Source organism: Mycolicibacterium arabiense, from assembly GCF_010731815.2.
Taxonomy (GTDB): Bacteria; Actinomycetota; Actinomycetes; order Mycobacteriales; family Mycobacteriaceae; genus Mycobacterium; species Mycobacterium arabiense.
The window spans coordinates 1,837,469-1,862,956 of the sequence record NZ_AP022593.1 but is presented as its reverse complement, the minus strand read 5'-3'; the positions used below and the strand labels follow the sequence as shown (position 1 = coordinate 1,862,956).

Here is a 25,488-nt window from a genome sequence, read left to right as displayed (position 1 = left end):
TCGGTATCCGTCGGGCAACCGTTGCGATGAGGCATCATGGCGCAGGTGACGACGCCGCCACCGCAACGTCCGGGAGAGCCAGGTTGGCGCGGCCGGCGGCCTCCACCGCCGCCGCCGTCTGACCCGGCCACGCGGCGCATCCCGCACGCGCCCGAACCGCCCACCGAGCAGTTCCGTTCACCCCGCCGACCCGGTCCGCCCGGCCGGGGAGCACCGCCACCGCCGCCGCGGGTGCCACCCCCGCCCCGCCAGCCGCCGCCACCGCGGATGCCACCTCCGCCGCGCGCTGCGCCGCCAACTCCGCCGCGCACGGTCGAGCGCCCGCTGCCCCCGCCGCAGGCACCACCGCGCCAGCCGCCTCCGCCGCCGCCACTTCCGCCGTCGGAACCGGCGGTCGCCGCCGAACCCGATCAACCCGCTCCGCGTGCACGCCGCGGGCTCGTCCTCAACCGGCAGACCGTCGCACTGCTGGCCCTCATCGTCGTCGCGGTACTCGCCGGCGGCCTTGCGGGTGGCGAACTATATGCCCGCAACCGGGCCGACGGCATCCTGGTCGACGTCGCCGAATGCGTCGTGCAGGACGGAGCCACGATCTCCTTCGGCGTGAACCCGCCGTTCCTGTGGCAGCACATCACCGGGCACTACACGAACATCTCGGTGGTCACTGCGGGAGATCGCGTGCAGTCCGCCGATGGCATGACGGCCGACGTGACGCTGGAGGACGTGCGGTTGCAGGAGACCGACGACTCCAAGGGAACCATCGGCTCGCTGCAGGCGACTCTGACCTGGAAGTCGGCAGGCATCAAGGACACCGTGGCCGCCGAGCTTCCCGGGGTCGGCAACCTGATCACCGGGGTGGGTACGAACACCGGGCAGGGCACCATCGTCCTCGAAGCCGGGGAGAACAGCGTCGTCGCCAAACCCGTTGTCGTAGACGGTGATCTGGACCTCCAGGTACTCGAGGTCACGGGTCCGATCCCGAAGGACACCATCCAGAAGGCGCTCGACGACCTGACCACGAAGCTCAACGACAACTATCCGCTGGGCATCCACGCCGACAGTGTCGAGGTCACCGACGCAGGCGTGGTCGGAAAGTTCTCCAGCCAGGACGCGACGATCCCCAAGGAGGACGCCGACCCCTGCTTCGCGCGCCTCTAGGCGCGACATCCTCGTAGCACGAAGGCGGGCCAGGACTTTCGTCCTGGCCCGCCTTCGCCTTCGATGAGCTTCGGTTACCTACTACCGCCGACGCATCCCACGTTCGCGATGCAGAACTCCGCTCCGCCGGGTCCCGCCTCGGCGTTCGCTCCTGGGACATTCGCCTGCGCTCCGTCCGGGCCGGCCACTGCTCCAGCGCCGGGGACCCCGACGGCCGCACCGCCACGGTCGGCCTCGGCGTTGGCGCCTGGGACGACGGCCTGTGCGCCGTCCGGACCTGCGGTGGCGCCTGCGCCGGGCACGACGGCTTGAGCGCCTTCAGGACCTGCGGTCGCACCCGCGCCGGGGACAGTGGCACCCGCACCACCCGGTCCGGCTTCGGCGCCTGCGCCGGGCACTACGGCCTGCGCACCATCGGGGCCTGCCACGGCACCCGCACCCGGAACCGTTGCCTGGGCGCCACCCGGGCCTGCCGTGGCGCAACCCGGCGCGTTGACGTCGGAGCACGGCGGCGGAGGCGGTGCGGGCTCGGCGAGCGCGGTCGGAACACCGAGCGGGGTGATGGCGAGCGCGGCAGCGGCCGCACCTGCGATGACGATCCGTTTCGTGAAGTCAGTGTTCAGCAACATGACAGGTGTCTACCCACGTCGTTGCGCGAGTGAAACATCCGAGCGCGGACGCGCTCAGAGGATCTCGGTGATGTCGTTCTTCAGCGCCTCGGCCTGGGTGCCGAACACGGCTTGAACGCTGTTGCCGACCTCGACGACGCCCGCCGCGCCCAGGGTCTTCAGCCGCACCTGATCGACTTTGCCCTTATCGACGACCTCCATGCGCAGCCGCGTGATGCAGGCGTCGACGTTGACCAGGTTGTCCCGGCCGCCGAACGCCGAGATCACCTGCTCGGCCTTGCTCTCGACGGCGGTCTCCGTGGCGGTCGCCGTACCAGTACCGGTGCCGGTGGCGACGGTGGTGGGGGCGTCGGTGCCCTCGCCCAGGTTGGCACGCTCCTCGGCCTCGAACTCCTCCTCGGGCTCGCGGCCCGGGGTGCGCATGTTCCACTTCGTGATCGCGAACCGGAAGAGCAGGTAGTAGATGGCGAAGAACACCACGCCCATGCCGATGAGCAGTGGGATGTTCTTGGCCGCAGGCGCCGTGCCGTAGAGCAGGAGGTCGATGAGACCGGCCGAGAACGAGAAGCCGAGGTGGATGTCGAGGAGGTACGCGATGGCCAGCGAGAGGCCGGTCAGCACGGCGTGGACCACGTAGAGCGGGAACGCGACGAACATGAAGGCGAACTCGAGCGGTTCGGTGATGCCGGTGACGAATGCGGTCAGGCCGGCGGCCGACAGGATGCCGACCGCGACCTTGCGCTGCTTCTTGTTGGCCACGTGGATCATTGCCAGAGCGGCTGCCGGCAAACCGAACATCAGGATGGGGAAGAAGCCCGACGTGAGCAGACCGGCCGTGGTGTCGCCGGCAGCGAACCGGGTCAATTCTCCCGTGACGACGTTGCCGTCCGGGGTCTGGTAGTCGCCGTAGATGAACCACACGTAGGAGTTCGGAATGTGGTGCAGGCCCAGCGGAATCAACATGCGGTTGGCGAAGCCGTAGACGAAGGCGCCCAGCGCTCCGGCGCCGCCGATGAACTGGCCAAGGCTCGTCAGACCGGCGTCGAAGATCGGGTAGAAGTAGCTCATCGCGAACGCGAGGAAGAGGCAGGCCAGGGAGACGACGATGGGCACGAACCGTCGTCCACCGAAGAAGCCGAGGTACGAGGGCAATTCGATGGTGTGATAGCGGTCGAACAGCCACGCCGTGAGCAATCCGACCACGATGCCCGCGAATACGCTGTAGTTGATCTGCGCCTGGTCACCGGCCTTGTCCAGTTCGCCGGCCAGGACGATCGGCGACATGGTCTTGAAGACCGCCTCGACGACGACGTAGCCGACCACGGCTGCCAGCGCCGTGGATCCGTCGGCCTTCTTCGCGAATCCGATCGCGACGCCGACGGCGAACAGCAGTGGCAGGTTGGCGAACAGCGCGTCCCCGGCCGCGCTCATCGCAAGGAAGAAGGGGCCGATGACCGGGGCGTCGATGCGGCCGAGCAGGTCCGGTTGTCCCAGGCGGAGCAGGATGCCCGCGGCCGGCAGCACCGCGATCGGCAGCATCAGGCTCTTGCCCAGCCGCTGCAGCTGGGCGAAGCCCGGTATCCTGAGCCCGGACTTCGACTGTGCCTTCGGGGTTTTCGTCGCTTCACCCATGGTCGTGCTCCTCCCGCGCCGCATACGTCACCCGCTGGGGTGAAGCCATGCGGAAGCTTAGACGAGAACCCATGAACGCGAGACCCTCTTGCGCGCGCGCTCGTATTGTTGAGTCAATCGAAGACGAAGGAGCCATCACTGTGAGCACCACGCCAGTTCTCGCGCCGGTCACCGGACGTGCCGTTGCGTTACAGGACGTGCCGGACCCCGTCTTCAGTCAGGGCATGGTGGGCTACGGCGCGGCGATCGACCCGCCCCGCGAGGTGGTCGAGGCGGTCGCGCCGGTCAGCGGCAAGCTGCTCAAGCTGATGCCGCATGCCTTCGTCGTCCTGACCCCCGACAACGTGGGCGTGCTCGTGCACCTCGGTCTGGACACCGTCGCACTCGAGGGCGAGGGGTTCACCGCACACGTCAGCCAGGGCGACGACGTCACCGCCGGGCAGTTGATCATCACCTACGACGTGCCGGCGGTGGTCGCGAAGGGGCTGAACCCGATCGTGCCGGTCGTCGTGATGGACGAACGCGAGGCGGCCAACGTGGTGCCAACCGAATCCGTCTTCGAGGGGGCCGACATCGCTTCTGGTGCAGCGTTGTTCACGGCGCACCGGTAGATGGAGGTCGTCATCCTGGCCGACGCCGGTGATATCGCCTCGCTCGCATCGGACGCGATCGGGGCGCTGCTGCACCGCAAGCCCACGGCGGTGCTCGGCTTGGCCACCGGGTCGTCGCCGCTCGCGATCTACGACGAACTGGCGACGCGCTGCGAGGCCGGGGACGTCTCGTTCGCCCATGCCCAGGGCTTCACCCTCGACGAGTACGTCGGTCTGCCCGCAGACCACCCCGAGCGCTACCGCACGGTCATCGACGAGGTGTTCGTCTCCCGCGTCGACTTCGGTCCGGACGCCGTGCAGAGCCCGGACGGCCTGGCGGCCGACATACCCGTTGCGTGCGCAGCGTACGAGGCGGCGATCCGCAACGCGGGCGGGGTCGACCTGCAGATCCTCGGGATCGGCACCGACGGCCACATCGCATTCAACGAACCCGGCTCGTCGCTGGCCTCGCGCACCAGGATCAAGACGCTGACCCGGCAGACCCGCATCGACAACGCCCGGTTCTTCGGCGACGACGTCGACGCCGTGCCGACGCACTGCCTGACCCAGGGATTGGCGACGATCATGGAGGCCCGGCACGTCGTCATGGTGGCGACGGGCCGCGGCAAGGCCGAAGCCGTGCACCAACTGGTGGAGGGCGCGGTCAGTGCGATGTGGCCGGCGACGATCCTGCAGCACCACCCGCACGTGACGGTGCTGCTCGACGACGCTGCCGCCCGGCGGCTGCAGCTCATCGACTACTACCGCGAGACCTACCTGTCCAAACCGGATTGGCAGGGCATCTGAGTGCTGCTCACCGCAGGCACCGTCGTCACGGGCTCGAACCTGTTACGGCCCGGGTGGATCGAGGTCTCGGAAGGTTCCGTCGTCGGTGTCGGTGAGGGCGCGCCGGATCGTGCGCCGGACCGCGACCTCGGCGACGCCACCGTCGTGCCGGGATTCGTCGACACCCACGTCCACGGCGGGGGTGGCGCTGACTTCTCCGCAGCGGCGCCCGACGAGACGGCCAAGGCCGTGGCACTGCACCGCGGTTACGGGACCACCACGCTGGTCGCATCACTGGTCACGGCGGCGCCGGGGGACCTGCTGCGCCAAGTTGGGGCACTCGCGCTCGACGTGCGGGCCGGCCACCTCGACGGCATCCACCTCGAGGGGCCGTGGCTGTCGACCCGACGCTGCGGCGCGCATCAGCCGTCGTTGATGCGCGACCCCGACCCGGCCGAGATCGACCGCATCCTGGAAGCGGCTGGGGGAGCGGTCCGCATGGTGACGATCGCACCGGAGCGCGAGGGCGCGATCGCAGCGATCCGCCAGCTGACGGACGCGAGAGTCGTTGCGGCGGTAGGACACACCGAGGCCAGCTTCGACCAGACCCGCGCGGCGATCGAGGCGGGTGCGCGCGTCGGCACGCATCTGTTCAACGCCATGCGTCCGATCGACCGTCGCGAGCCGGGCCCGGTGATCGCCCTGCTCGACGACCCCCGTGTGACGGTGGAACTGATCACCGACGGCGTGCACGTCGACCCGGCGATCTACCGGCACGTCACGCGGGCTGCCGGTCCCGAGCGGGTCTCGCTGATCACCGATGCCATGGCCGCCACCGGGATGGCCGACGGGGTCTATCACCTGGGGCCGCTGGCGGTCGACGTCGTCGAGGGAGTGGCACGGGTGGCAGGCACCGACACCATCGCAGGCAGTACCGCCACCATGGACGTCGTGTTCCGGTACGCCGTCGCCCACGGCGGGTTGGACCGCGACGACGCGCTGCTGTCCGCGGTGCGGCAAGCGTCGATCAATCCCGCTCGCGCACTTGGCCTCCCCGCATCGGGTCTCGTTCCGGGGGCGCCTGCCGACCTCGTCGTGCTCGGTGCCCAACTCGACGTCGGGGGCGTGCTCCGCCGCGGCGTTTGGGCCGTCGAGCCGCACCCCAGGTAGTCAGAGGGTCGCGGGAAGCCTGGCGCCCGTGGCCAACTGGGCATAGTCGCGCATCAGGCGGAGCGCGGTGGCCCGGTCCATCTCGGGATCACGCGCCACGATGCGGTAGCCCAGGTAGTCCTCCATCGACATCAGCGTCATCGCGACGTCGCGGGCGGGTGTCGGGAGCCGGAAGCATCCGGCGTCGACGCCTTCGGTGAGGATCTGGGCGTACAGACCGACCTGACGGTGATAGATGCCCTGCACGTCGCGGCGCTCGTCGAGTTCGAAGCCCGCAGCCAGCACGGCTCGCCAGATCGCGCGCCACTCGGCGTCCTCGGGACCGGACGGCAGGCCCGCTGCGATGGTGAGGGCCAGGCGCTGGCGGACGTCGTCGGCACTGCGGGCGATCGCCAGGCGATCGTCGTAGAACCGTACGTCGGATCGCAGCGCCAACTCCGACAGCAGGTGGTCCATGTCGCGGTAGTAGTAGCGCACCGCGTTCGCCGTCAGGCCGAGTTCAGCGGCGATGTCGGCGATGCGCAGGGTGGCCAGATCATGGCGTTCGATCAGCCCGACTGCAGCCGCGAGAATCTCCTCGCGGCGCTCGGCTTGCCGGTTGGGTCGGGCCACGGGTCCATGATCCACGCGGGGGATCGGGTGGCGAGGGCGAACCCGACTTTCGGCGTTCCGTTGCGGTACACCGGCCGGACCCGCATTATTTTCGCGATAGGAAAAGAACTCTGAAACCGGAGCTGCCATGCGCGCACGAGACCTCGGCGTGGTGGTCGGAACACACCCGACCGGACCGCACAACGCCATCACCGACGTCAGCGGCGTGCGCGTCGGGCACGTCACCCTGCACGCCGACGGGCCACCCGCCGTCCACACCGGGGTGACGGTCGTCGTACCCCATCCGGGCATCTGGGGTGAGCCGGTGTTCGCCGGCGCACACCGGCTCAACGGCAGCGGGGAGTTGACCGGCCTCGAGTGGATCCGGGAGTCGGGCGAGTTGACGACGGCGATCGGGCTGACCAACACCCACAGCGTCGGCGTGGTCCGAGATGCGCTCGTCGATGCCCAGATCGAAGCGCGCGGCGACGGCGTGTACTGGTCGCTGCCCGTGGTGGGCGAGACCTACGACGGCCTGCTCAACGACATCAACGGCCACCACGTCCGCGCCGAACACGTCCGCGAGGCGCTGGCCGCCGCGAGCGACGGGGCGGTGGCCGAAGGCGGCGTCGGCGGCGGCACGGGGATGATCTGCCACGAGTTCAAGGGCGGCATCGGTACCGCCTCTCGGGTCACCCGCACCACGGCCGGTGAGTACACCGTCGGCGTGCTGGTGCAGGCTAACCACGGGCGGCGGGAGCACCTGCGGATCAACGGCGTGCCCGTCGGCGAGGTGATCGGACCGGACCAGGTTCCGCTGCCCGGCGTCCCGCCGCGCTACGAACGCGGTTCGGGATCCATCATCGTGATCGTCGCGACCGACGCCCCGCTCCTGCCGCACCAGTGCGCCCGGCTCGCGCAACGCGCCGCACTCGGGGTGGCGAACGTCGGCGGCAGGGGCGAGCAGTACAGCGGTGACCTGATGCTGGCGTTCGCCACGGGCAACCGCGGCATCCCGGCCTACGCGTGGGACGAGGACGTCGATGCCGGGACACCCGAGATCCCGCTGCGAATGGTTGCGCCGCAACTGATGACGCGGTTGTTCGATCTGACCATCGAGGCCACGGAGGAGGCGATCGTCAACGCCATGGTCGCCGCCACCACGCTCACCGGGCGCAACGGGATGACGGTGCACGCGTTGCCGCACGACCCGCTGCGGCACGCTTTCGCGAACTAGGGCGGGTCTTTCATCCGACGATAGTGACCTGGTAAACCAAACGGTATACTTCGGGCATGACAACCCAAGCCGGGCCGGCGCGCGGGGGTCGGGGCGCCCGGCAACGGATCATCGACGCCGCCGTCAAACTCTTCTACCAGGAGGGCATCAACGCCACCGGCGTGGAACGGCTGGCGGCGGAAGCGTCGGTATCGAAGCGCACGCTGTACCAACACTTCCCGAGCAAGACGGCCGTGGTCGAAGAGTATCTACGCCACGTTCGGCGAACCATCGGCGATCCGGCGCATCCCAGCGAGAAGGCGCGGAGGCGCAGTCCCAGGTCGCGCATCTTGGCGTCGTTCGAGACGCCGTCAGCAGGAGGGCTGATGCGTGGGTGCCCCTTCCACAATGCCGCCGTCGAGGCCGCCGACGGCATGCCGGAGGTGCACGAGATCGTCGAGGCACACAAGCGCGGTTTCATCGATGCCATGACCGACCTGGCACGGCAGGCTGGTGCTGCCAACCCCAAACTGGTTGGCCACCAGCTGGCAATCCTGTTCGAGGGCGCGGCCGCGATGTCGACGTCGCTCAACGATCCCGCTCCCTGGACGTACGCCAGGAAGGCCGTTGCGACCCTCCTCGACGATGCGGTCGGCCGAGCGTCGGCCTAACGGCCACGACGACCGGGACACTAGCCGCCGACGAACGCGATCAGCCGGGGATCGTCGGAGGTGAACCGGTCGACCTCCTCGCCGCCGTCGCATCGCAGCAGCGCGACCGTCACGCCGTGCCGGGTGCGGGCGACCACCTGCCAGGTGGCGCCCGCGTCCACCCAGCGCTGGAGTTCGGCCACTCGGTCCCGGTCTGCGGACATGTCCCCACGATCGCACACCCTCACGCGTCACCCGCTGTAATAGGCTGCCGCCGTGGACGTCAGCTCGCGGGTGGGCATCGGTGCCGTGTTCGTATGGCTGGGCATGGTGCTGGCCATATCGTTTCTCGAGGCGCCGCTGAAGTTCCGCGCGCCGGGCGTGACGCTGCAGTTGGGGCTGGGGATCGGCCGGTTGGTGTTCCGCGCGCTCAACGTGTGCGAACTCCTGCTCGCGGTCGTCATCGCGGTCACCCTGTTCACCCACGACACCTCGACGAGCATCGACGCCGCGGTGACGGTGGCGGTGGGGTCGCTGGTGGTGCAGACCGTGCTGATCCGGCCGATGCTGTCGCGGCGGACGGCGGCGGTGCTCGAGGGCGAGGAGCGGGCGAGGTCCGTCGCGCACTACGCCTACATAGCGTTCGAGGTGCTCAAGGTGGTGGCGCTCATCGTCAGCGGCGTCCTCCTGCTCGGGAGCTAGCCCGACTCCCGCACCCACTGCTCGAAGGACTGCCATCCGATGTCGGGGTAGCGCTCGTGCAAGGGGGGAATGTCGGCGCTGTAGCCGGTCGTGGAGAGGAAGCCGAACATCGCGCGCATGTCCGGCGACTCGATCTCGGCCGGGTCGTGGGAGTGCGGCACCACCTCGCGGTCCCACGTCGCGGACAGGACGGCCGCCATCTGCCGCGGTGTCGGCGCATCGGACGCGACGTCGATGCGCACGCCCAAATGCGTTGCGGCGTTCTCGAACACGTGCACCACGAAGCGGCCGAGGTCGCGTCTGGACAGCTGCTGCAGCGGAGTGTCCAGTCCCACGGCGAGGTCCAGGCGACCGGCCTTCACGTCGTCGATGCCCCCAAGGAGGTTGTCGTAGAAGTACGTCGGGCCGACGATGGTGTACGGCACTCCGGAGTCGGCGAGCAGACGCTCGGTCGCGGCCTTCGTCTCGAAGTGCGGAATGCCGGTGCCGCGGTCTGCGCTGGCGACCGACGAGAAGACCAGATGCGGTACGGCGGCGATTCCGGCGGCAGCCACGACGGCGCGGCCCTGGGCCAGTTCGGCCTCCTCGCCGTCCTCGAACGGCGTGGTCATCGCGAAGACGCCGGCCGAGTCGCGCATCGCCGCGGCGAGGGCGTGGGCATCACTGATGTCGGCCTCGGCGAGTTCGGCCCCGCGGTCCTGCAACGATCGCGACCGCGCCGAGGACGCCGAGCGCACCACGGCCCGCACGGACCGCCCGTCGTCGAGCAGCGCGTCGAGCACGGCGCCACCCTGGCCACCGGTTGCTCCCAACACGACGTACGGGTCGTTCATGATCAAGGCCTCCACGTTGGTGCAAGCAAGACGTGACACGCTACCCGAGTAGGGTTGTGCCATCTTCAGCGATGACCAGCCCTCGGATGCACCGTGGTGGCGTACCGCCGTGGTCTATCAGATCTATCCGCGGAGCTTCGCCGACTCCGACGGCGACGGCATCGGCGACCTCGGCGGCATCGCGCAGCGGCTCGGCCATATCCACGCGCTCGGGGTCGACGTGATCTGGCTGTCGCCGGTCTACCGCTCGCCGCAGGTCGACAACGGTTACGACATCAGCGATTACCGCGACATCGATCCCTTGTTCGGCACCTTGGCGCAGTTCGACGAACTCCTCACCGAGGTGCACCGACTCGGGATGAAGCTGGTGATGGACCTCGTCGTCAACCACACCTCCGACGAGCACCCGTGGTTCGTCGAGTCGCGGTCGTCGCGCGAGCACCCCAAGCGCGACTGGTACGTCTGGCGCGACGCCCGGGAGGGCGCCGAGCCGAACAACTGGGCCTCGTTCTTCTCGGGCTCGGCGTGGACGTGGGACGACACCACCGGCCAGTACTACCTGCACCTGTTCGACCGGAGACAACCAGACCTCAACTGGGAGAACCCCGAGGTACGAAAGGCCGTTCACGACACCATGTCGTGGTGGCTCGACCGCGGCGTCGACGGCTTTCGCATGGACGTCATCAACTTCATCTCGAAGGTCGACGGGCTGCCCGACGCCCGCCCGGTCCCCGGGCAGCGGTTCGTCAGCGCCCTCGATCGATTCGCCGACGGGCCGCGCGTACACGACTATCTCGCGGAGATGCGCCGCGAGGTGTTCGGCAGCAGGGACGCCGAATTCATCACCGTCGGCGAGATGCCCGGTGTGACGACCGAGCAGGCCCGGCTCTACACCGACCCCGCTCGCGGCGAACTCGACATGGTGTTCCAGTTCGAGCACATGTCGATCGAACAGGCGCCGAACGACAAGTACGTCTTCGCGGGCCTCGACCTCGTCGCACTGAAGAAGTCCCTGCACCGATGGCAGGCGGCGCTGGCCGACGCCGGATGGAACAGCCTGTACTGGAACAACCACGACCAACCTCGCGTGGTGTCCCGGTTCGGCGACGACTCGCCGGAGTACTGGGCGGCTTCGGCGAAGGCTCTCGGCACCGTTTTGCACGGTATGCGCGGCACGCCGTTCGTCTATCAGGGCGAGGAACTGGGGATGACGAACTTCCCGTTTCGGTCGGCGCAGGACTTCGTCGACCTGGAAGCCGTGAACTATCACCGGGGCGTGCTCGACGGCGGCGGCGATGCGGCCGCTGCACTGGCCGGTCTGGCGCACTTCAGCCGGGACAACGCACGCACGCCGATGCAGTGGGAACCGGGCCCCAATGCCGGCTTCACGACCGGGGAGCCCTGGCTCGCGGTGAATCCCAACCACTCCTGGCTGAACGCCGCGGCGCAGGTCGACGATGGCGACTCGGTGTTCGCCCACTATCGGGCACTGATCCGGCTCCGCCACGAGCTGCCGGTTCTTGTCGACGGTGACTTGACGCCGCTGTGGGAGGAGGACCCGCAGATCTGGGCCTACGTCAGGCGCACGGCCGGGACCGCGCTGCTGGTGGTCGCCAACTGCGGACGGGATCGCCGGACGGTGGACGTGGGCCCGGAATGGCTGACGGCCGAACTGGTGCTCGGCAACCTCGCGGGCACCCCGGCCGCAATCGAGTCGACGGGCCTCCACCTGGGCGGTTGGGATGCGCGAATCTACGTCAAAGGTAGGCAAAGCTACCCTAACCAGGTCCGGTAGGCTCTGCGGTCGAGATGACTGAGATCGATGAAGCGTTGCCGGTCCTCCCGCGCGAGCTGACGTCCATCACCGACGAGGTGCGCGCCGTTCCCGCGCCACCGACACCGGTGCTGGCCGAGCCGTACCACTTCCGCCTCGTCGATGCCCGCGCCGACGCCGAGATGATCTCCGAGTGGATGAACCGGCCACACCTCGTCGAGGCGTGGGAATACCCCCACCCACCGGGCTGGTGGCGCGGTTACCTCGGTGCGCAACTGGCCGGCGACTACTCGCGGCCGTTCATCGCCAGCTTCAAGGGCAAGGAGATCGCCTACCTCGAGATATACCGCGCCGCAAGGGATTCGATTGCTCCGCGGTATGCGTCGGATCCGCACGACCTGGGGGTGCACGCGGCGATCGCGGACCTGCGCTTCGTGAACAAGGGCATCGCCCCGATCCTGCTGCCGCGGGTGATGGCCAGCCTGTTCGAACTCGAACCCCAGTGCCGCCGCATCATGTTCGATCCCGACCATCGCAACACCGGCGCGCGGGCGGTCTGCGAGTGGGCGGGTTGCGCGTTCCTCGGCGAGCACGACATGGCGAATCGCCGGATGGCGCTCTATGCGCTGCCGCGCACCCCGGAGGACGTGCCCAAGTGACCCTGGGTGTCTAGGGCAGCTGGTTGAACTCCGCGTAGCCGTCGTAGTCGGGCTTCATCGCCGCCGCTACCAGCTCCCACAGCACCTCGTCGGTACCGCCGCCCACGCGCGCCAACTTCATGTCACGCCACCATCTTCCGAGCGGTGTCTCGTCGACCAGGTAGCCCGAGCCGCCGAAGACGTGCATGCACTCGTTGACCACCTCTTCGCCGAGGCGGGCGGCGTTGACCTTCATCGCGGCTGCGGTGCGCAAATCCAGCTTGTTGGTCGCGGCGATGCCGTCGAGCGCGTAGCGCAGCATGTCCACGCGCGCCTGCAGGTCGGCCATCCGCAGCCGGAGTGCCTGGTGATCGTAGAGGGTTTGGCCGAACTGGCGGCGAGTCATCATGCGCGCCAACGTGATCCCGAGGACGCGCTGGGCCGACGACGACACCAGCCCGGCCACCGACATCCGCTCCTGAGCGAGGCCCCACGAGATCGCGGCCAGTCCGATGCCAGCACGGGCGACGAGTGCGTCGGCGGGCACCCACGTGTCGATGTGCACGGCGGCGGTGTCGAGCGGTCCGGCGCCGACCTTGCGGTAGGGCGTCTGCACCTCGCACTGCGCCAGTGGGACGGCGATGACGACGACGCTGCCGTGCTTGCTGTTCGGGTCGTGGTCGACGCTGCGGGCCACGGCCATGATGTGGTCGGCGATGGGGGACAGTGACACGTACTTCTTGATGCCGGTGACGCGGAACCCGTCGCCCTCGGTGCGGACCTCCGTGCCGACGATCTGCAGGTCGGATCCGCCGGATTGCTCGGAGGCACCGATGCACAGCACGGCCTCGCCGCGGATGGCCTGCTCGGCGATGTCCTTGAGGTAGTCGGACTTGCCGAAGCGGCGCAGGATCGCGATCGCCGAGTCATGCAGGCCCACACCGACTCCGATGCCCGCCGATCCCAGCTGGCCCAGCTTCCTCGCCAGCGCAATGACCTTGGCCACGTCGGATTGCTGCTGCCCGGCGGGCCACTTCGCCGCGAACACGCCGCTCTCACAGAGGTATTCGATGAGTTCGCGTGGGAAGCGCTCGGTGTCCTCGGCCTCGGCGGTCCACTTGGTCACTCGGTCGTCGAAGACGCGGTCGAGCAGTTCGGTGTAACTCTCGCTCGGCGTCATGGGTTCGCGCCCTCCAGGTTTCGCTTGACTTCCAGCCGGCGCAGCTTGCCCGACGAGGTTCTGGGCAGTGCTCCGGGCTTCATGAACACGACGTCGGCGGGTACCACCCCGCACTCGGACGCGATGCGCGCGACCAGCTCACTGCGCGCGGCGGGTTCGTCGGCACCCTTGAACTCCGCGGCGATCACCAGGCCGGGGCGTGCGGACGACTCACCGGTGCCCACCGCGACGACCGCGCCTTCGCGCACGCCGTCGACCTGCCCGGCGATGCGTTCGATCTCGGTGGGGAAGACGTTGCGGCCGGCGACGGTGATGAGTTCCTTTGCCCGGCCGCAGACGACGAGTCCGCCGTCGACGAAGTAGCCGATGTCGCCCGTCGGCAGCCAGGCGTCGCGGTCGATGGGTTCGTCGTCGACGTATCCGCTCATCAGTGACGTACCGCGGACCTCGACGTCGCCCACCTCGCGGCCGATGACCTCGGTGCCCCGCTGCGCGTCGGTGTTGATCCGGACCTCCATGCCCGGGATCGCGTCGCCGAGCACGGCGAACCGCCGGGTCGACTCACCGGCGTCGGTCGCGACGGTGGGCTCGTCGACCGCGAGGCCGGAGAACGGAATGGGAACGGTGACGGCACAGGTGGATTCGGCCAGACCGTAGGAGGGCGCGAGGGCAGTCGGGTCGAAGCCGAAGCGGGCCATCTCGGTCGCGAACCGCTCGGTGCCCGAGCAGTCGACCGGCTCGCCGCCGTTGAGTGCGAAGCCGAGGTTGCTCAGGTCCACGTCGTCGCCGACGATGCGCGCGTACTTGCCGACGATGTTGTAGGCCATGTTGGGCGCCGCGGTCATGGTGGCGCGACTCTCGGTGAGCCACTTGAGCCACCCGAACGGGTTGCCCGCGAACGACGTCGTGGGTGCCTGCCAGAGATCGGCGCCGCCGAGGGCCGAGGTGAGCATGAAGGCCAGGCCCATGTCGTGGTAGATCGGCAGCCAGCTGTGGGCACGGCTGTTGTGGTCGACGACTACGCGGTCGACGAGACCGCGATAGTTCGCGAGCGCCGCGGCGGGGGAGATGCGCGCTGCCTTGGGCGTTCCGGTGGATCCTGCCGTCCCCTGCAGGATCGCGATCTCGCCGTCGGACGACGCCGTGAACGTGGTGGACCGGCGGTCGTGCGCCACCTCGGTCACGTCGTGCAGCGCGACGGCGTCGTCGCGACCACGCAGCCGCTCGAGCTGCGTGCCGTGGCTGAACACGGTGGTGACGCCGATGGAGCGGAACCGGGTCAGGGTGGCCTGGGCCCACTGGTCGAGATCGGCACCGCGAATGGGTCCCGGCAGAATCGACAGCGCCGCGCCTGCGAGGAACGTGCCGGGAATGGCGGCGAGGAACTCGACGCTGGGCTCGCCGACGAGGCCGACCGCGGTGGCGCCGTCGATGCGCTCGGCGACGTTCTGGGCGCGGGTGTGCACCTCGTCCCACGGATGGCGCTGCCACTCGCCGCTGTCGGCGTCCAGGACGTGCAGCGCGTTCGGCGACCTCGTCATCGCCTCCGACAGTGCGGACGCGAGGACGTTCACGAGTTGCTGGGCGCCGCAGGCGTCTTGGCCAGGATGGCGTCTTCGAGTTCGCCGACGGTGTCGCAGCTCAGCAGGTCCTCTTCGGTCAGCGCGACGCCGAGCTTGTCCTCGATCGCCACCATGCCGACTGCGAACGCGACCGAGTCCAGGCCGACGTCGTCGATGAGGCGCGAATCGCGTGTGACCCGGCTGATGTCGACGTTCATGTCGTCGCGCAGGATCTCGCTGAGGGCAGCGTTGACCGAGTCCGAAGTCGAGTTCTCCATGGCCGGGGACAGTACACCGCCACCTAAGGCAAGGCTATGCTTACGTACCCGTGACGAGGTCGCCGACGGCGAAGCCCGCGAACGCCGCGGCGAGGCCCACCGACAGGCTCGCTACGCCGTAGACCAGCGCCACGCGCCGGCGGGTACGCAGCTGCAGGACCCACTCGAGGCCGAACGTCGAATACGTGGTCAGCGCACCGCAGAAACCGACTCCCAGGATCTGCGACGCGACGGGCCCGACGGGGATGCTGACCAGAACGGCGAGCAGGAACGAACCCACGACGTTCACCCCGAACGTGCCCCACGGGTATGTCCGTCCGGCGTTGAACGCGCGGTCGGCGAGGTACCGCAGCGGTGCCCCGATCGCCGCGCCGAGGGCCACCCACAGCAGCGTCATCGTGCGATCCGCTGCTCGAACACCCACAGCCCCAGGGCCGCGGCGAGGATGCCGGAGACGAGCTGCAGCCCGAGGTAGGTCATTCCGAGCCCGATACGACCGTTGGCGATCAGCTGATGCACTTCGACGATGTGCGTCGAGAACGTGGTGTATCCGCCGAGGAACCCGGTGCCCAGGAAGGGCCGCAGCAGGGGGTGCGGCGCGAAGCGCTCGACGCCGGCCACCAGGACGCCGATGAGGAAGCAGCCGGTGACGTTGATGGTGAACGTCGCCCAGCCGATCGACGTCACGGGATGCGGCCACGTTTGCTCGATCACGGCCCGCAAGACGGCGCCCAGCACGCCGCCGAGCGAGACGACCGCCAGTGTCCGCCACATCGTGGGAAGCATAGGAGTCACGGGGAGCTGAATTCTCGTCGACGGGCGGGTGCACGGCGGTCGGGGAGAGCAGAATCGTCACCATGGCGGCCAATCCCCGCGCGGGGCAACCAGCGCAAGCAGACGACCTCCTCGACGTGGCCCACGTGGTCACCGCCTACTACACGGTGGCGCCCGATCCCGACGACGTCGCGCAGCAGGTGACGTTCGGCACCTCGGGGCACCGGGGTTCCAGCTTGGACGCGGCGTTCAACGAGGCCCACATCCTGGCGACCACGCAGGCCATCGCGGAGTACCGCGCGGCGCAGGGCACCACCGGGCCGTTGTTCATTGGACGCGACACCCATGCGCTGTCGGAGCCGGCGTGGGCGTCCGCGCTCGAGGTCCTGGCCGCCAACGACGTGGTGGCGATGATCGACGCCGCCGACCGCTACACGCCCACCCCCGCGGTCAGTCACGCGATCCTGACCTTCAACCGCGGCCGGGACAGTGATCTGGCCGACGGGATCGTCGTGACGCCGTCGCACAACCCGCCACGCGACGGCGGGTTCAAGTACAACCTGCCCAACGGCGGACCGGCCGACACCGATGCGACGAGTGCTATCGCCAAGCGCGCCAACGAGATCCTGCGGGGCGGACTGGCCGAGGTGAAGCGCATCCCGCTGGCGCGCGCACTCAACACCGCCGAGCGGCACGACTACATGAACGCCTACGTGGAGGATCTACCGAACGTCGTCGACCTGCACGCGATCCGCGCCGAGGGAGTGCGAATCGGCGCCGATCCGCTGGGCGGGGCCAGCGTCGACTACTGGGCGGCCATCGCCGAGACGCACGGGCTGGACCTCACCGTCGTCAACCCGCTCGTCGACGCGACGTGGCGGTTCATGACGCTCGACACCGACGGCAAGATCCGGATGGACTGCAGCTCGCCGAATGCGATGGCCAGCCTCATCGGCAAGATCGGCGACTACCAGATCGCCACCGGCAACGACGCCGACTCCGACCGGCACGGCATCGTCACGCCCGACGGCGGGCTGATGAACCCGAACCACTACCTCGCCGTAGCCATCGACTACCTGTACGGCAACCGGCCGGGCTGGCCCGGGTCGACGGCCGTGGGCAAGACCGCGGTGAGTAGCTCCATCATCGACCGGGTGGTCGACGGACTGGGCCGCAAGCTCGTCGAGGTGCCCGTCGGGTTCAAGTGGTTCGTCGACGGGTTGATCGGTGGCTCCATCGGGTTCGGCGGCGAGGAGAGCGCGGGCGCATCGTTCCTGCGCACCGACGGGTCGGTGTGGACCACCGACAAGGACGGCATCATCCTGGCGCTGCTGGCGTCGGAGATCCTCGCCAAGACGGGGTCGACGCCGTCGCAGCGCTACGCCGAGCTGGCCGAGAAGTACGGCGCGCCGACCTACGCACGGGTCGATGCGCCGGCCAACCGCGAGCAGAAGGCACGGCTGGCCAAGCTGTCGGCCGAGCAGGTCACCGCGACCGAACTCGCAGGCGAGCCGATCACCGCGAAGTTGACCGCGGCGCCAGGCAACGGCGCTCCGCTGGGCGGGCTCAAGGTGACCACCGAGAACGCCTGGTTCGCGGCGCGCCCGTCGGGCACCGAGGACGTCTACAAGATCTACGCCGAGTCCTTCCTGGGGCCCGAGCATCTCGCGCAGGTGCAGGAGGCGGCCCGGTCCGTCGTCAGCTCGGTGATCGGGTGAATACAGTCATGGCGTGAGTTCCGACGCCGAAGCCGACTGTCCGGCTGCCACGGAGGGGAAGGGCAAGGCGACGCGCGAGTCGGCTCCCAAGGACAAGCTGCCCAGCGAGGTCTGGGTCCTGATCTTCTGCAACGCGGTCGTCGCACTCGGGTACGGCGTCGTGGCGCCGGTGCTGCCGCAGTACGCGCGCAACTTCGGGGTCAGCATCAGCGCGGCGACGTTCGTCATCACCGCCTTTGCGCTGATGCGCCTGGTGGGCGCACCGCCCGCAGGCATGCTGGTGCAGCGGTGGGGGGAGCGGCGGGTCTACGTCTCGGGCCTGCTCATCGTCGCGCTGTCCACCGGCGCGTGCGCGTTCGCGCAGACCTATTGGCAGCTGCTGGTGTTCCGGTCCCTCGGCGGGCTGGGCTCGGCCATGTTCACCGTGTCGTCGCTAGGCCTGATGATCAGGATCTCGCCGCCCAATGCGCGTGGCCGGGTGGCGGGCATGTTCACGTCGGCGTTCCTCGTCGGGTCGGTGGGCGGCCCCGTTCTGGGCAGCCTGACCGCGGGGCTCGGACTGTCGATGCCGTTCGTCATCTACGGGTGCGCGCTGCTGGTCGCGGCGGGCGTCGTGCTGGTGGTGCTGCGCAAGTCGTCGCTCGCGACGCCCGACGAGCAGACCGAGCGGGCGCTGAGCGTGCGCGAGGCGCTGCGCAACAGCGCCTACCGTGCCGCCCTGGCGTCGAACTTCGCGACGGGGTGGTCGGCGTTCGGGCTGCGGGTCGCGCTGGTGCCGCTGTTCGTGGTGGAGGTGCTGCACCGGGGAACGGGTGTGGCGGGCCTGGCGCTGGCGACGTTCGCGATAGGCAACGTGTCGGTGGTGATCGTCAGCGGGTACCTGTCCGATCGGGTGGGCAGACGGATACCTCTGCTCGTCGGGCTGCCGGTGGCCGCAGCGATGACCGTGCTGGTCGGGTTCACGACGTCGCTGCCGGTGTTCCTGGTCGCGGCGTTCATCACGGGCGCGGCAACGGGCATCTTCATCTCGCCGCAGCAAGCGGCGGTGGCCGACATCGTCGGCAGCAAGGCGCGCGGCGGAACGGCCGTCGCGACGTTCCAGATGATGTCGGACTTCGGGGCGATCCTGGGCTCTCTGGCGGTGGGTCAGATCGCCGAGCACCTGTCCTATGGGACGGCGTTCACGATCAGCGGCGCCATCCTGCTCTCGGCCGCGATCTTCTGGATATTCGCCCCAGAAACCCGCCCACAGCCGTGTCCGGAGCACACACCAGCCCGGCCACTCGGTCCGGACGCCGGTGGAGAGGTGCCCTGACCAGTGCTTTTGAACCGCGGGTTACCAGTGGTGTAACTTCGACTGGCAGGACTCGAGGGGCTATGGCGCAGTTGGTAGCGCACCACACTGGCAGTGTGGGGGTCAGGGGTTCGAATCCCCTTAGCTCCACCCTTTGACCGCAGCTCAGGGCGGTGGCCCGGATGCTCGTCAACTTCTTCTCAATCTGCCTGCGTGCAGTCGCCATCGACGCGATTGACGGTTCTCGCGTCACGCCGTGGTGATCAAGCGGGGATGCGCGGGCCATCTCCTGTCTGCCGCTGCTCGAGAGTGCGGCCCGGCATGCGCCGCTTCCTGCTCAGCCGAGCACCGGCAGGCGTAGGCGTTTGAGGCCCTTGGGTGGTGCTGCGGCTGCTCGTGCGGACACTGGCGTGGCGGAAGTTCACGATCGCCGGTACGGCAGGGTCTCGGTGAGACCCGAACTCCTGTCGCAGTTGCGTTGAACCGCGATCTCAGGCGTGATCGCCGGTAGTGGATTTCGGCCCGGGGTCGTAATCGTGGGCTCGCTGTCCGCCCCGACCAGGATCTTCGGCCGCGTGACGTTCGAGGTCCGCTTCCGCTGAGCGCAGTCGGCGGCGCCGGACCACGACGAATCGCAACGCCCAGACCGCGATAGCGGCCGCAATCACGTACTGCAGGGTCGCCATATAGGGATCGATGACATGCCAATTGGCGCCCAGCGCGTAGCCAGCCGATATGAGCGCGCTGTTCCACACCAAGCTCCCCAGCAAGGTCAGGACCGTGAAGGCCGCGGGGCTCATCCGTTCAGTTCCTGCTGGGATCGAGACAAAGCTGCGAAACAGCGGCACCATCCGTCCAAAGAACACCGCCTTGGTGCCGTGGCGCGCGAACCACGCGGTCGTCTTGTCCACGTCATCGGCGGCCAGCAGCGGCATACGCAGTGCGAGCTTGCGAATTCGTTCGTGCCCGAGCCAGGCGCCGAGCCCGTAGAGCACCCAAGCCCCGACCACCGAGCCGATCGTGGCGCCGACGATCGCCTCGGCCAGCGACAGGTCGCCGAGACGCGCGGCGAAACCGGCCATCGGCAATATGACCTCACTGGGCACGGGGGGGAACAAGTTCTCGGCGGCGATCGCCAAGCCCGCGCCCAGGCCCCCCCAGCGCTCCATTACTTCGACCGTCCAGCCAGCGACACCGCCGACATCGGTAGCCAAGTGCGTCGCCAACAAGGCGCCTTTCGTCGGGGGCGTTCTGTTCGAGGGTACCGGTGTTGGCGGGGCGCAAGAGTCGGGCTCAGCCCGGGCAACCCGGCGCTAGCGGGGCGTCGGAGCTCGCAAGCAGGTGCGCTACTACGGCATGAAATGTGGGATCCGAATTGCCCTGGCTCCACTTCACGACCGCCGACTACGACACGTGTCGGCCGTTCACCAGATCGTCCAGCGCGGCTTCGGCGTCGCGCCACGTCGGCACATAGGTCGCCATCGGCGCATCGCTGGTCCAGGCTTCCCACAGCGCACGGACCTTGCCGTGACGATCGTTGACGACGATGTGCTCGATTCCGCAGAGCGTCGCGATCACGTGTCCGTGCAGGCGGTCCGTGACCAGGACGCGCCCCCTTGACAGGGTTTGGATGCCCCACTGCAGATTCTGTCGTGCGAAGCCGTTCGCCACCGCGGCGGACAGCGCGGGCGACGGGAGTGCGTCGGCCACGGTGACGGCGCTCCGGCCGAGGTTGCGGAGGCTGAGGATGCGCGCCGTGTTCCAGTCGACGGTCGGGCGTCCGGGATCTCGTTCGGCTGCGGCTTCACCATCTCGACGTGCCTGTAGGACGACGTCCTCGATCGGTGGCCGCCGGTCGAGCCGTCCCAATGCGAACGCTGCGTCGGGAACGAGTACGGTTCGGCACTCGAATTCGCGCTGGGCGATAGCCAACGACCGATGGTCGCGCACCAGGAGGGTGAAGTCGGGGTGCGATACGATGGCCCGCTTCAACCGGTCCAGGATCCGCGTGTCCGTCACCTCGATCGACTGAGGCATCTGCACGACCTGCCGGTCGGGAAAGTCGGTCAGAATGCGCACACGGAGGTCATCGTGGACGGGGTAGAGGCCGCCGAGATTGCCCCCACCGTTGAGCACGATCGGCCCGTTGGACGTCAGCTTGTCGCGCCGGTACGTCCGTGACGACGTCGTCGAGCGCACCGTGATGCCCAACTCATCGGCGATCGCGAGGCATCCCAACCAAATCGCCGAGTCGCCGCAATTGAAGTGGTGGGGAAAGTCGGTCAGGTCCCATTCGCGTGCCCCGGCGAAGATTGGCCGGAGTTCGTCCAGGAGGAGCCTGCGAGTCCGTTCGACGACGTCAGTCAACGACCAGCCTCATCTGATCGAGGAAACCGCAGGCGTCGCATGGCGGCGGGGATTGCGGCCGCTACCTCGCAGCTGCTGAGCCGGCTCCGCGGTGCGGTGCAGGTCGTCCTTGGACGTCGAGAGCGCACCGGCTTCTTCGACCAGCATCCCCAGGGAGAACGCCAGCATCATCACGGTCTTTCGGCGCCAGCGCGGCACTCGTCCGACCGTCGCCCACAGCACGAACCAGAGCGCCGCTTGCACGCCCGCGACCGCAGCTACGGGCACGCAGACGAGGCGGGGCTTGAACTTCTTGGCCAGCCTGACCTCGCCGCGGCCGAAGTTGAAGTGCTGCTGGAAGGCTGCCGACAGGTCGGTGTGCTGAAGTTTGTCCACCACCGCGTCCGGCACCAATGTCATCTGGTACCCGACGCGCGACGTACGGGCGAAGAAGTCGATCTCATCGGCCCCGCCCGCCAGACCTTCGTCGAAGCCGCCGACTGCATCGAACGCCTCACGGGTGAACCCGCAGTTCGTGCCGTTGGCGTAGGCGCTCTCGCACATCATCGACTTGTACAACTGCGATTCTCGCGCCAGCACCGTGCCGTCTGCCAGCACGCGGTTCAGCGAGCCGCCGACCGTGTGAGCGCCATTCCGGAACGCTTGCCAATATGCGTCGATCCATCCGGGTCGCACCACGTCGTCGGCGTCGGTCAGGAGGACGGCTCGGCCGCGCGCGGCTCGGGCGCCGGAATTGCGGGCCTGGTTGACCCCAACTCGACTGGACGCGTCCACCACTCGGACACGCGGATCGCGCTTCGCAAAACCTTGCGCGATCTGCACGGTCTGGTCTGTCGATCCGTTGTCGGCCACGATGACCTCGAACGTCGCGCGTGTTCGTTGCGCCAGCAGCGCTTCGAGTTGTTTGCCGACGAAGCTGCCCCCGTTGCGAACTGGGATCACCACGCTGATGTCCGTCGTATTCCCGACACTCCCCATGCGCTGTGAGGATACTGTGCAGCGGCTCATCGGCAAGTGGAATGCCCGTTGTGCGGGCTGTTCGTTCCGTTCGCTCGACTACACCGCGCAATTGCGACCAACGGTACGAATCGCCTGGGTGTCGTTGAGGCGCAACAAGATCAAATCTCGCCGCGTGCATCTCCTCGTCGTGCCGGTGGTAACTGAGACTCCATGTGCGGGTGAAGTGGCCACGCTGGATCGAACGGTACCGACGCGACCACCGATCCGCGTACAGGTGAAAGACATTCCACACGAGAGCATTTCGACACTCGCAGGTAACGTACCCGTGTCGGGTGCCGGTCCGCTCGCGGCATTGACGTGGATGGGCCTGCGCGCGTTGAAGATTGCTGTGTTGACCCCTGCGGCGTCGTCGCCGAATCCGCCTTGGAGCGCAGAGTCATCTCCTACGCTGCGAGGAATCCGAGTCGGTCGCAAGACGCGCGAGACGATGAGAGGGCCACATGGCCGAGGTGAACGTGCTCGCGACCGCGAGGGAGGGGCCGGTCAGCGACGGGTCCGTCAGCGAGATCCGCCGACTCGACATTCAAGGACTGCGCGGATTCGCAATCCTGATCGGAGTGCTGTTCCACGCTGGACTACCGCCGCCCGGCGGCTTCGTAGGCCTCGATGTCTTCTTCGTCGTCTCCGGTTTCGTGATCACGAACATGATCCAGCGCGAACGAGCCCGCACCGGACGGTTCGGCATCGGCGGCTTCTATCTGAGGCGCTTCGAACGCCTGACCCCGGCTCTGGCGGTCATGGTCGGCGTGACGATGATCCTGGCGCTGTTCTTGCTGTCGCCATTCGGGCTGCAACAACGAGCAGCCGAGACCGGCCTCGGTGCGATGCTTCTGGCCGCGAACTTCGTGATCGTCACGAACACCGGCGACTACTTCGCACCTCCGGCTGAGATGAACGCCCTACTGCATACGTGGTCGTTGTCGGTCGAAGAGCAGTTCTACATGGCGTTGCCCGCGATCCTGGTGCTCGGTTGGGTACTCGAGCGGCACTCGCGTCGGGTCCCGTGGACGACGATTCTCGTGTGCGCCACCGTCCTGACCTCGTTCTGGTTGGCGATGGCGGGCGCGTCCGGCCTCGGTCCATTCGCCCCGTACGGGGACTACCTGCTCGGCTACTACGGCCCGGTGAGCCGAGCGTGGGAGTTCGCGGCAGGCGGACTCTTGGCGATGGTCGCCACGAGCCGGGCACTGCTCTCGGCGCGGTGGGCGCGATTCCTCGCACCGCTCGGACTCGGCCTGCTGCTCTGCGCGCCCTGGTTGATCACCGCCGACACCGCCTACCCCAGTGCCTGGACGCTGCTCCCGGTGACGGGAACGCTTCTGTTGATCGCGACCGGCACCGGTCACGACACGTGGGTCAAGCGGGTTCTCTCCACCCCCGTCATGGTCGGTCTGGGCAACTGGTCCTACTCGATCTACCTCTGGCACTGGCCATTGATCGTGTTCGCCAATCACCTGTGGCCGGACGCTCCACTCGCCGCACCTCTTGCCGCAGTGCTGTCGGTGGTGCCTGCCGTGGCGTCGTACAGATGGATCGAGCAACCGTTCCGGACACGTCCACTGCAGGGTGGTCGCAAGATCGGCGTCGCCGTCGCCGCCGTCGTCTTGCCGCCCGTCGTCTTGGCGGGCACCCTCGACGTGGCCGCCAACCATTTCTGGTTGCCGCGGTACGAATCGGGATCGGTTCCCATCGCGCACCAGGGTGAGGTGAGCGATTGGGATCACTTCTTCGCGAACCTGCGCGGCGCACACCATCCCTGCGTCGACCCGGTCGTTCGCGACAGTGCCCTTGACTGGAATGGCCAGCCCCGGTGTAGGCAGTCCAAGCCTGGGTCACGCATCGACGTCGTCGTCTTCGGAGACAGCCACGCCGAGCATCTCTTCGCAGGGTTGGCGAACGCCATGCCCGACGAGAACGTCCTCTACTCCGTCCCAGGACCGCTCCCCGGCGGACGGCTCGCGAGCGACGAGATGAAGCTGATGGTCGACTACATCGCGGCTCAGCCGTCGATCGAGACCGTTGTCGTGAATCTGGGCTGGGCGAAGCGCGGCGCACAGGCAGACGACCTCCGCGACATCCTCACGGCCTTGACGGTGGCGGGTAAGGCCGTCTTCGTCACCGACGACATCCCGAAGTTCGAATTCGACGCAATCGACTGCAAGTATCGCCTGGCTCCGGTGCTGCCGTTCTCGCGGTGTTCCGAGGCGCGACCGGTATTCGACGAGCAGTACGCCACATACATCGGCCCGCTTCGCGACACCGTCCGAGCGGTACCGGGTGCCCACCTGCTCGACACGGCGCGGTACTTCTGCGACGAGCACCTATGCAGCATGAACGTAGGCGATGAGCTGCTGTACCGCGACGGCAATCACCTCAACGAGTCCGGCAGCAGATTCCTCGTCGATCGGATGCTCGCCGATAACCCGTCGTTCCGGGCGGCAGTGTCCTGAAGGTCCTGGGCGCGTTGTGAACTCGCGTCTTCCTCAGTCGAGGTCGGCGAGGGCCTTGCGGGCGGCCTCCAGTTCGGCCTCGAGGGCAGCGACCTTGGCGGCCTGCTGAACGCGTGCCTCTTCGATCACCTCGTCGATCGGGGTGGCGAGATCCTCGTGGAGTTCCTTGGCCGCGCGCGAGACTGCCGCCGCTGCGACGGCGAGGTCCCGAGCCAGAAACGTGTTGCCCTGCTTGAGTTCTGCCCGCCATTCGCCGTCAGCGGTACCGGTGACGGTCAGCGTGAGTTCGAGGGTCTTGGCCTTCCTGCCGGTCGACTTCTTGGCCGGAGCCTTCGCGGGTGCCTGCTCCACCGGGACAGGGTTGGAAACAGCGGGCGGTGCGTCGATCGGCAGGGTGTCTACGGTCATCGGGCGGCGATCTCCTCGAAAGATTGCCCGCTGTGCGCGGGCTGGCGCTGGAGCAGTCATTAGAACAC

General features: G+C 68.2%; 25 protein-coding genes and 1 tRNA gene. 13 read left to right on the top strand and 13 right to left on the bottom strand.

Features of this window, described 5'->3' with window-relative positions; genetic code table 11:
• Positions 1 to 36 precede the first annotated feature (36 nt).
• The gene (locus G6N61_RS10645) at positions 37 to 1,158 is read left to right on the top strand and encodes an LmeA family phospholipid-binding protein (protein WP_163918493.1); all 1,122 of its coding nucleotides are present in this window, start codon (positions 37 to 39) and stop codon (positions 1,156 to 1,158) included.
• Positions 1,159 to 1,841: 683 nt separating this feature from the next.
• Here G6N61_RS10645 and G6N61_RS10640 read toward each other — a convergent pair.
• On the bottom strand, positions 1,842 to 3,419 hold the full coding sequence (locus G6N61_RS10640; RefSeq protein ID WP_163918492.1) for a PTS transporter subunit EIIC: 1,578 nt from the start codon (positions 3,417 to 3,419) through the stop codon (positions 1,842 to 1,844).
• Positions 3,420 to 3,559: 140 nt separating this feature from the next.
• Here G6N61_RS10640 and G6N61_RS10635 point away from each other — a divergent pair, with 140 nt between their 5' ends.
• The 3 genes from G6N61_RS10635 to nagA are packed head-to-tail and all read left to right on the top strand — an operon-like array spanning position 3,560 to position 5,965.
• Positions 3,560 to 4,030, top strand: a complete 471-nt coding sequence (locus G6N61_RS10635; RefSeq protein ID WP_163918491.1) for a PTS sugar transporter subunit IIA — start codon at positions 3,560 to 3,562, stop codon at positions 4,028 to 4,030.
• Positions 4,031 to 4,816 (top strand): glucosamine-6-phosphate deaminase, encoded by a 786-nt coding sequence (gene nagB, locus G6N61_RS10630; RefSeq protein WP_163918490.1) that lies wholly within the window; start codon positions 4,031 to 4,033, stop codon positions 4,814 to 4,816.
• Positions 4,817 to 5,965, top strand: a complete 1,149-nt coding sequence (gene nagA / locus G6N61_RS10625; RefSeq protein WP_163918489.1) for an N-acetylglucosamine-6-phosphate deacetylase — start codon at positions 4,817 to 4,819, stop codon at positions 5,963 to 5,965.
• On the opposite strand, the gene G6N61_RS10620 is transcribed toward nagA, so the two are convergent.
• Positions 5,966 to 6,577: a TetR/AcrR family transcriptional regulator gene (locus G6N61_RS10620; RefSeq protein ID WP_235887481.1), complete on the bottom strand. Its 612-nt coding sequence runs from the start codon at positions 6,575 to 6,577 to the stop codon at positions 5,966 to 5,968.
• Between the two features lie 127 nt (positions 6,578 to 6,704).
• On the opposite strand from G6N61_RS10620, the gene G6N61_RS10615 reads away from it, so the two are divergent.
• Together G6N61_RS10615 and G6N61_RS10610 are read left to right on the top strand one after the other, a co-directional pair.
• Positions 6,705 to 7,793 carry a DmpA family aminopeptidase gene (locus tag G6N61_RS10615; RefSeq protein ID WP_163918487.1) on the top strand — a complete coding sequence of 363 codons (1,089 nt, stop codon included), beginning with the start codon at positions 6,705 to 6,707 and terminating at the stop codon, positions 7,791 to 7,793.
• Positions 7,794 to 7,849: 56 nt separating this feature from the next.
• On the top strand, positions 7,850 to 8,443 hold the full coding sequence (locus tag G6N61_RS10610) for a TetR/AcrR family transcriptional regulator (RefSeq protein ID WP_163918486.1): 594 nt from the start codon (positions 7,850 to 7,852) through the stop codon (positions 8,441 to 8,443).
• Positions 8,444 to 8,463: 20 nt separating this feature from the next.
• Here G6N61_RS10610 and G6N61_RS10605 read toward each other — a convergent pair whose 3' ends face one another.
• A complete protein-coding gene (locus tag G6N61_RS10605) occupies positions 8,464 to 8,646 on the bottom strand; it encodes a hypothetical protein (protein WP_163918485.1) in 183 nt (60 codons plus the stop codon).
• A 52-nt stretch (positions 8,647 to 8,698) separates the two neighbouring features.
• Between G6N61_RS10605 and G6N61_RS10600 the strand changes: the two genes are divergently transcribed.
• Positions 8,699 to 9,124: a hypothetical protein gene (locus G6N61_RS10600; protein WP_407666427.1), complete on the top strand. Its 426-nt coding sequence runs from the start codon at positions 8,699 to 8,701 to the stop codon at positions 9,122 to 9,124.
• Here the strand turns inward: G6N61_RS10600 and G6N61_RS10595 are convergent.
• On the bottom strand, positions 9,121 to 9,957 hold the full coding sequence (locus G6N61_RS10595) for an NmrA family NAD(P)-binding protein (RefSeq protein WP_163918484.1): 837 nt from the start codon (positions 9,955 to 9,957) through the stop codon (positions 9,121 to 9,123). The genes G6N61_RS10600 and G6N61_RS10595 overlap by 4 nt on opposite strands.
• Positions 9,958 to 10,066: 109 nt before the next feature.
• Between G6N61_RS10595 and G6N61_RS10590 the strand changes: the two genes are divergently transcribed.
• On the top strand, positions 10,067 to 11,752 hold the full coding sequence (locus tag G6N61_RS10590) for an alpha-glucosidase (protein ID WP_198339332.1): 1,686 nt from the start codon (positions 10,067 to 10,069) through the stop codon (positions 11,750 to 11,752).
• 14 nt (positions 11,753 to 11,766) lie between these two features.
• On the top strand, positions 11,767 to 12,390 hold the full coding sequence (locus tag G6N61_RS10585) for a GNAT family N-acetyltransferase (protein WP_163918483.1): 624 nt from the start codon (positions 11,767 to 11,769) through the stop codon (positions 12,388 to 12,390).
• A gap of 10 nt (positions 12,391 to 12,400) precedes the next feature.
• On the opposite strand, the gene mbtN is transcribed toward G6N61_RS10585, so the two are convergent.
• Genes mbtN through G6N61_RS10560 form a run of 5 tightly spaced genes read right to left on the bottom strand, consistent with a single transcriptional unit; the run spans position 12,401 to position 16,163 of the window.
• Positions 12,401 to 13,549 carry a mycobactin biosynthesis acyl-ACP dehydrogenase MbtN gene (gene mbtN / locus G6N61_RS10580; RefSeq protein WP_163918482.1) on the bottom strand — a complete coding sequence of 383 codons (1,149 nt, stop codon included), beginning with the start codon at positions 13,547 to 13,549 and terminating at the stop codon, positions 12,401 to 12,403.
• A complete protein-coding gene (mbtM, locus tag G6N61_RS10575) occupies positions 13,546 to 15,123 on the bottom strand; it encodes a long-chain-fatty acid--ACP ligase MbtM (RefSeq protein ID WP_163918481.1) in 1,578 nt (525 codons plus the stop codon). Before mbtM ends, mbtN begins: the two co-directional genes overlap by 4 nt.
• A complete protein-coding gene (locus G6N61_RS10570; RefSeq protein WP_163918480.1) occupies positions 15,120 to 15,389 on the bottom strand; it encodes a mycobactin biosynthesis acyl carrier protein MbtL in 270 nt (89 codons plus the stop codon). The genes mbtM and G6N61_RS10570 overlap by 4 nt, the downstream gene beginning before the upstream one ends.
• 40 nt (positions 15,390 to 15,429) lie before the next feature.
• Positions 15,430 to 15,786 carry a fluoride efflux transporter FluC gene (locus G6N61_RS10565; protein ID WP_163918479.1) on the bottom strand — a complete coding sequence of 119 codons (357 nt, stop codon included), beginning with the start codon at positions 15,784 to 15,786 and terminating at the stop codon, positions 15,430 to 15,432.
• The gene (locus G6N61_RS10560; RefSeq protein ID WP_198339331.1) at positions 15,783 to 16,163 is read right to left on the bottom strand and encodes a fluoride efflux transporter FluC; all 381 of its coding nucleotides are present in this window, start codon (positions 16,161 to 16,163) and stop codon (positions 15,783 to 15,785) included. Before G6N61_RS10560 ends, G6N61_RS10565 begins: the two co-directional genes overlap by 4 nt.
• 83 nt (positions 16,164 to 16,246) lie before the next feature.
• On the opposite strand from G6N61_RS10560, the gene pgm reads away from it, so the two are divergent.
• The 3 genes from pgm to G6N61_RS10545 all read left to right on the top strand — a co-directional run bounded on the left by pgm (position 16,247) and on the right by G6N61_RS10545 (position 19,325).
• Entirely contained in the window at positions 16,247 to 17,881 is a 1,635-nt protein-coding gene (pgm, locus tag G6N61_RS10555; protein WP_163918478.1) for a phosphoglucomutase (alpha-D-glucose-1,6-bisphosphate-dependent), read from the top strand.
• 13 nt (positions 17,882 to 17,894) lie between these two features.
• Positions 17,895 to 19,196: an MFS transporter gene (locus G6N61_RS10550; RefSeq protein ID WP_163918477.1), complete on the top strand. Its 1,302-nt coding sequence runs from the start codon at positions 17,895 to 17,897 to the stop codon at positions 19,194 to 19,196.
• Positions 19,197 to 19,252: 56 nt separating this feature from the next.
• A tRNA-Ala gene (locus G6N61_RS10545) sits at positions 19,253 to 19,325 on the top strand.
• A 341-nt stretch (positions 19,326 to 19,666) separates the two neighbouring features.
• Here G6N61_RS10545 and G6N61_RS10540 read toward each other — a convergent pair.
• The 3 genes from G6N61_RS10540 to G6N61_RS10530 all read right to left on the bottom strand — a co-directional run bounded on the left by G6N61_RS10540 (position 19,667) and on the right by G6N61_RS10530 (position 22,520).
• Positions 19,667 to 20,401, bottom strand: a complete 735-nt coding sequence (locus tag G6N61_RS10540; protein WP_407666424.1) for a DedA family protein — start codon at positions 20,399 to 20,401, stop codon at positions 19,667 to 19,669.
• A gap of 178 nt (positions 20,402 to 20,579) precedes the next feature.
• Positions 20,580 to 21,542 (bottom strand): polysaccharide pyruvyl transferase family protein, encoded by a 963-nt coding sequence (locus G6N61_RS10535; RefSeq protein WP_163918476.1) that lies wholly within the window; start codon positions 21,540 to 21,542, stop codon positions 20,580 to 20,582.
• Between the two features lie 9 nt (positions 21,543 to 21,551).
• The gene (locus G6N61_RS10530; RefSeq protein ID WP_235887479.1) at positions 21,552 to 22,520 is read right to left on the bottom strand and encodes a glycosyltransferase family 2 protein; all 969 of its coding nucleotides are present in this window, start codon (positions 22,518 to 22,520) and stop codon (positions 21,552 to 21,554) included.
• Between the two features lie 482 nt (positions 22,521 to 23,002).
• Here G6N61_RS10530 and G6N61_RS10525 point away from each other — a divergent pair, with 482 nt between their 5' ends.
• The gene (locus G6N61_RS10525; RefSeq protein WP_163918474.1) at positions 23,003 to 25,012 is read left to right on the top strand and encodes an acyltransferase family protein; all 2,010 of its coding nucleotides are present in this window, start codon (positions 23,003 to 23,005) and stop codon (positions 25,010 to 25,012) included.
• Between the two features lie 33 nt (positions 25,013 to 25,045).
• Here G6N61_RS10525 and G6N61_RS10520 read toward each other — a convergent pair whose 3' ends face one another.
• Positions 25,046 to 25,420 carry a DUF6319 family protein gene (locus tag G6N61_RS10520; protein ID WP_179973602.1) on the bottom strand — a complete coding sequence of 125 codons (375 nt, stop codon included), beginning with the start codon at positions 25,418 to 25,420 and terminating at the stop codon, positions 25,046 to 25,048.
• Positions 25,421 to 25,488 lie beyond the last annotated feature (68 nt).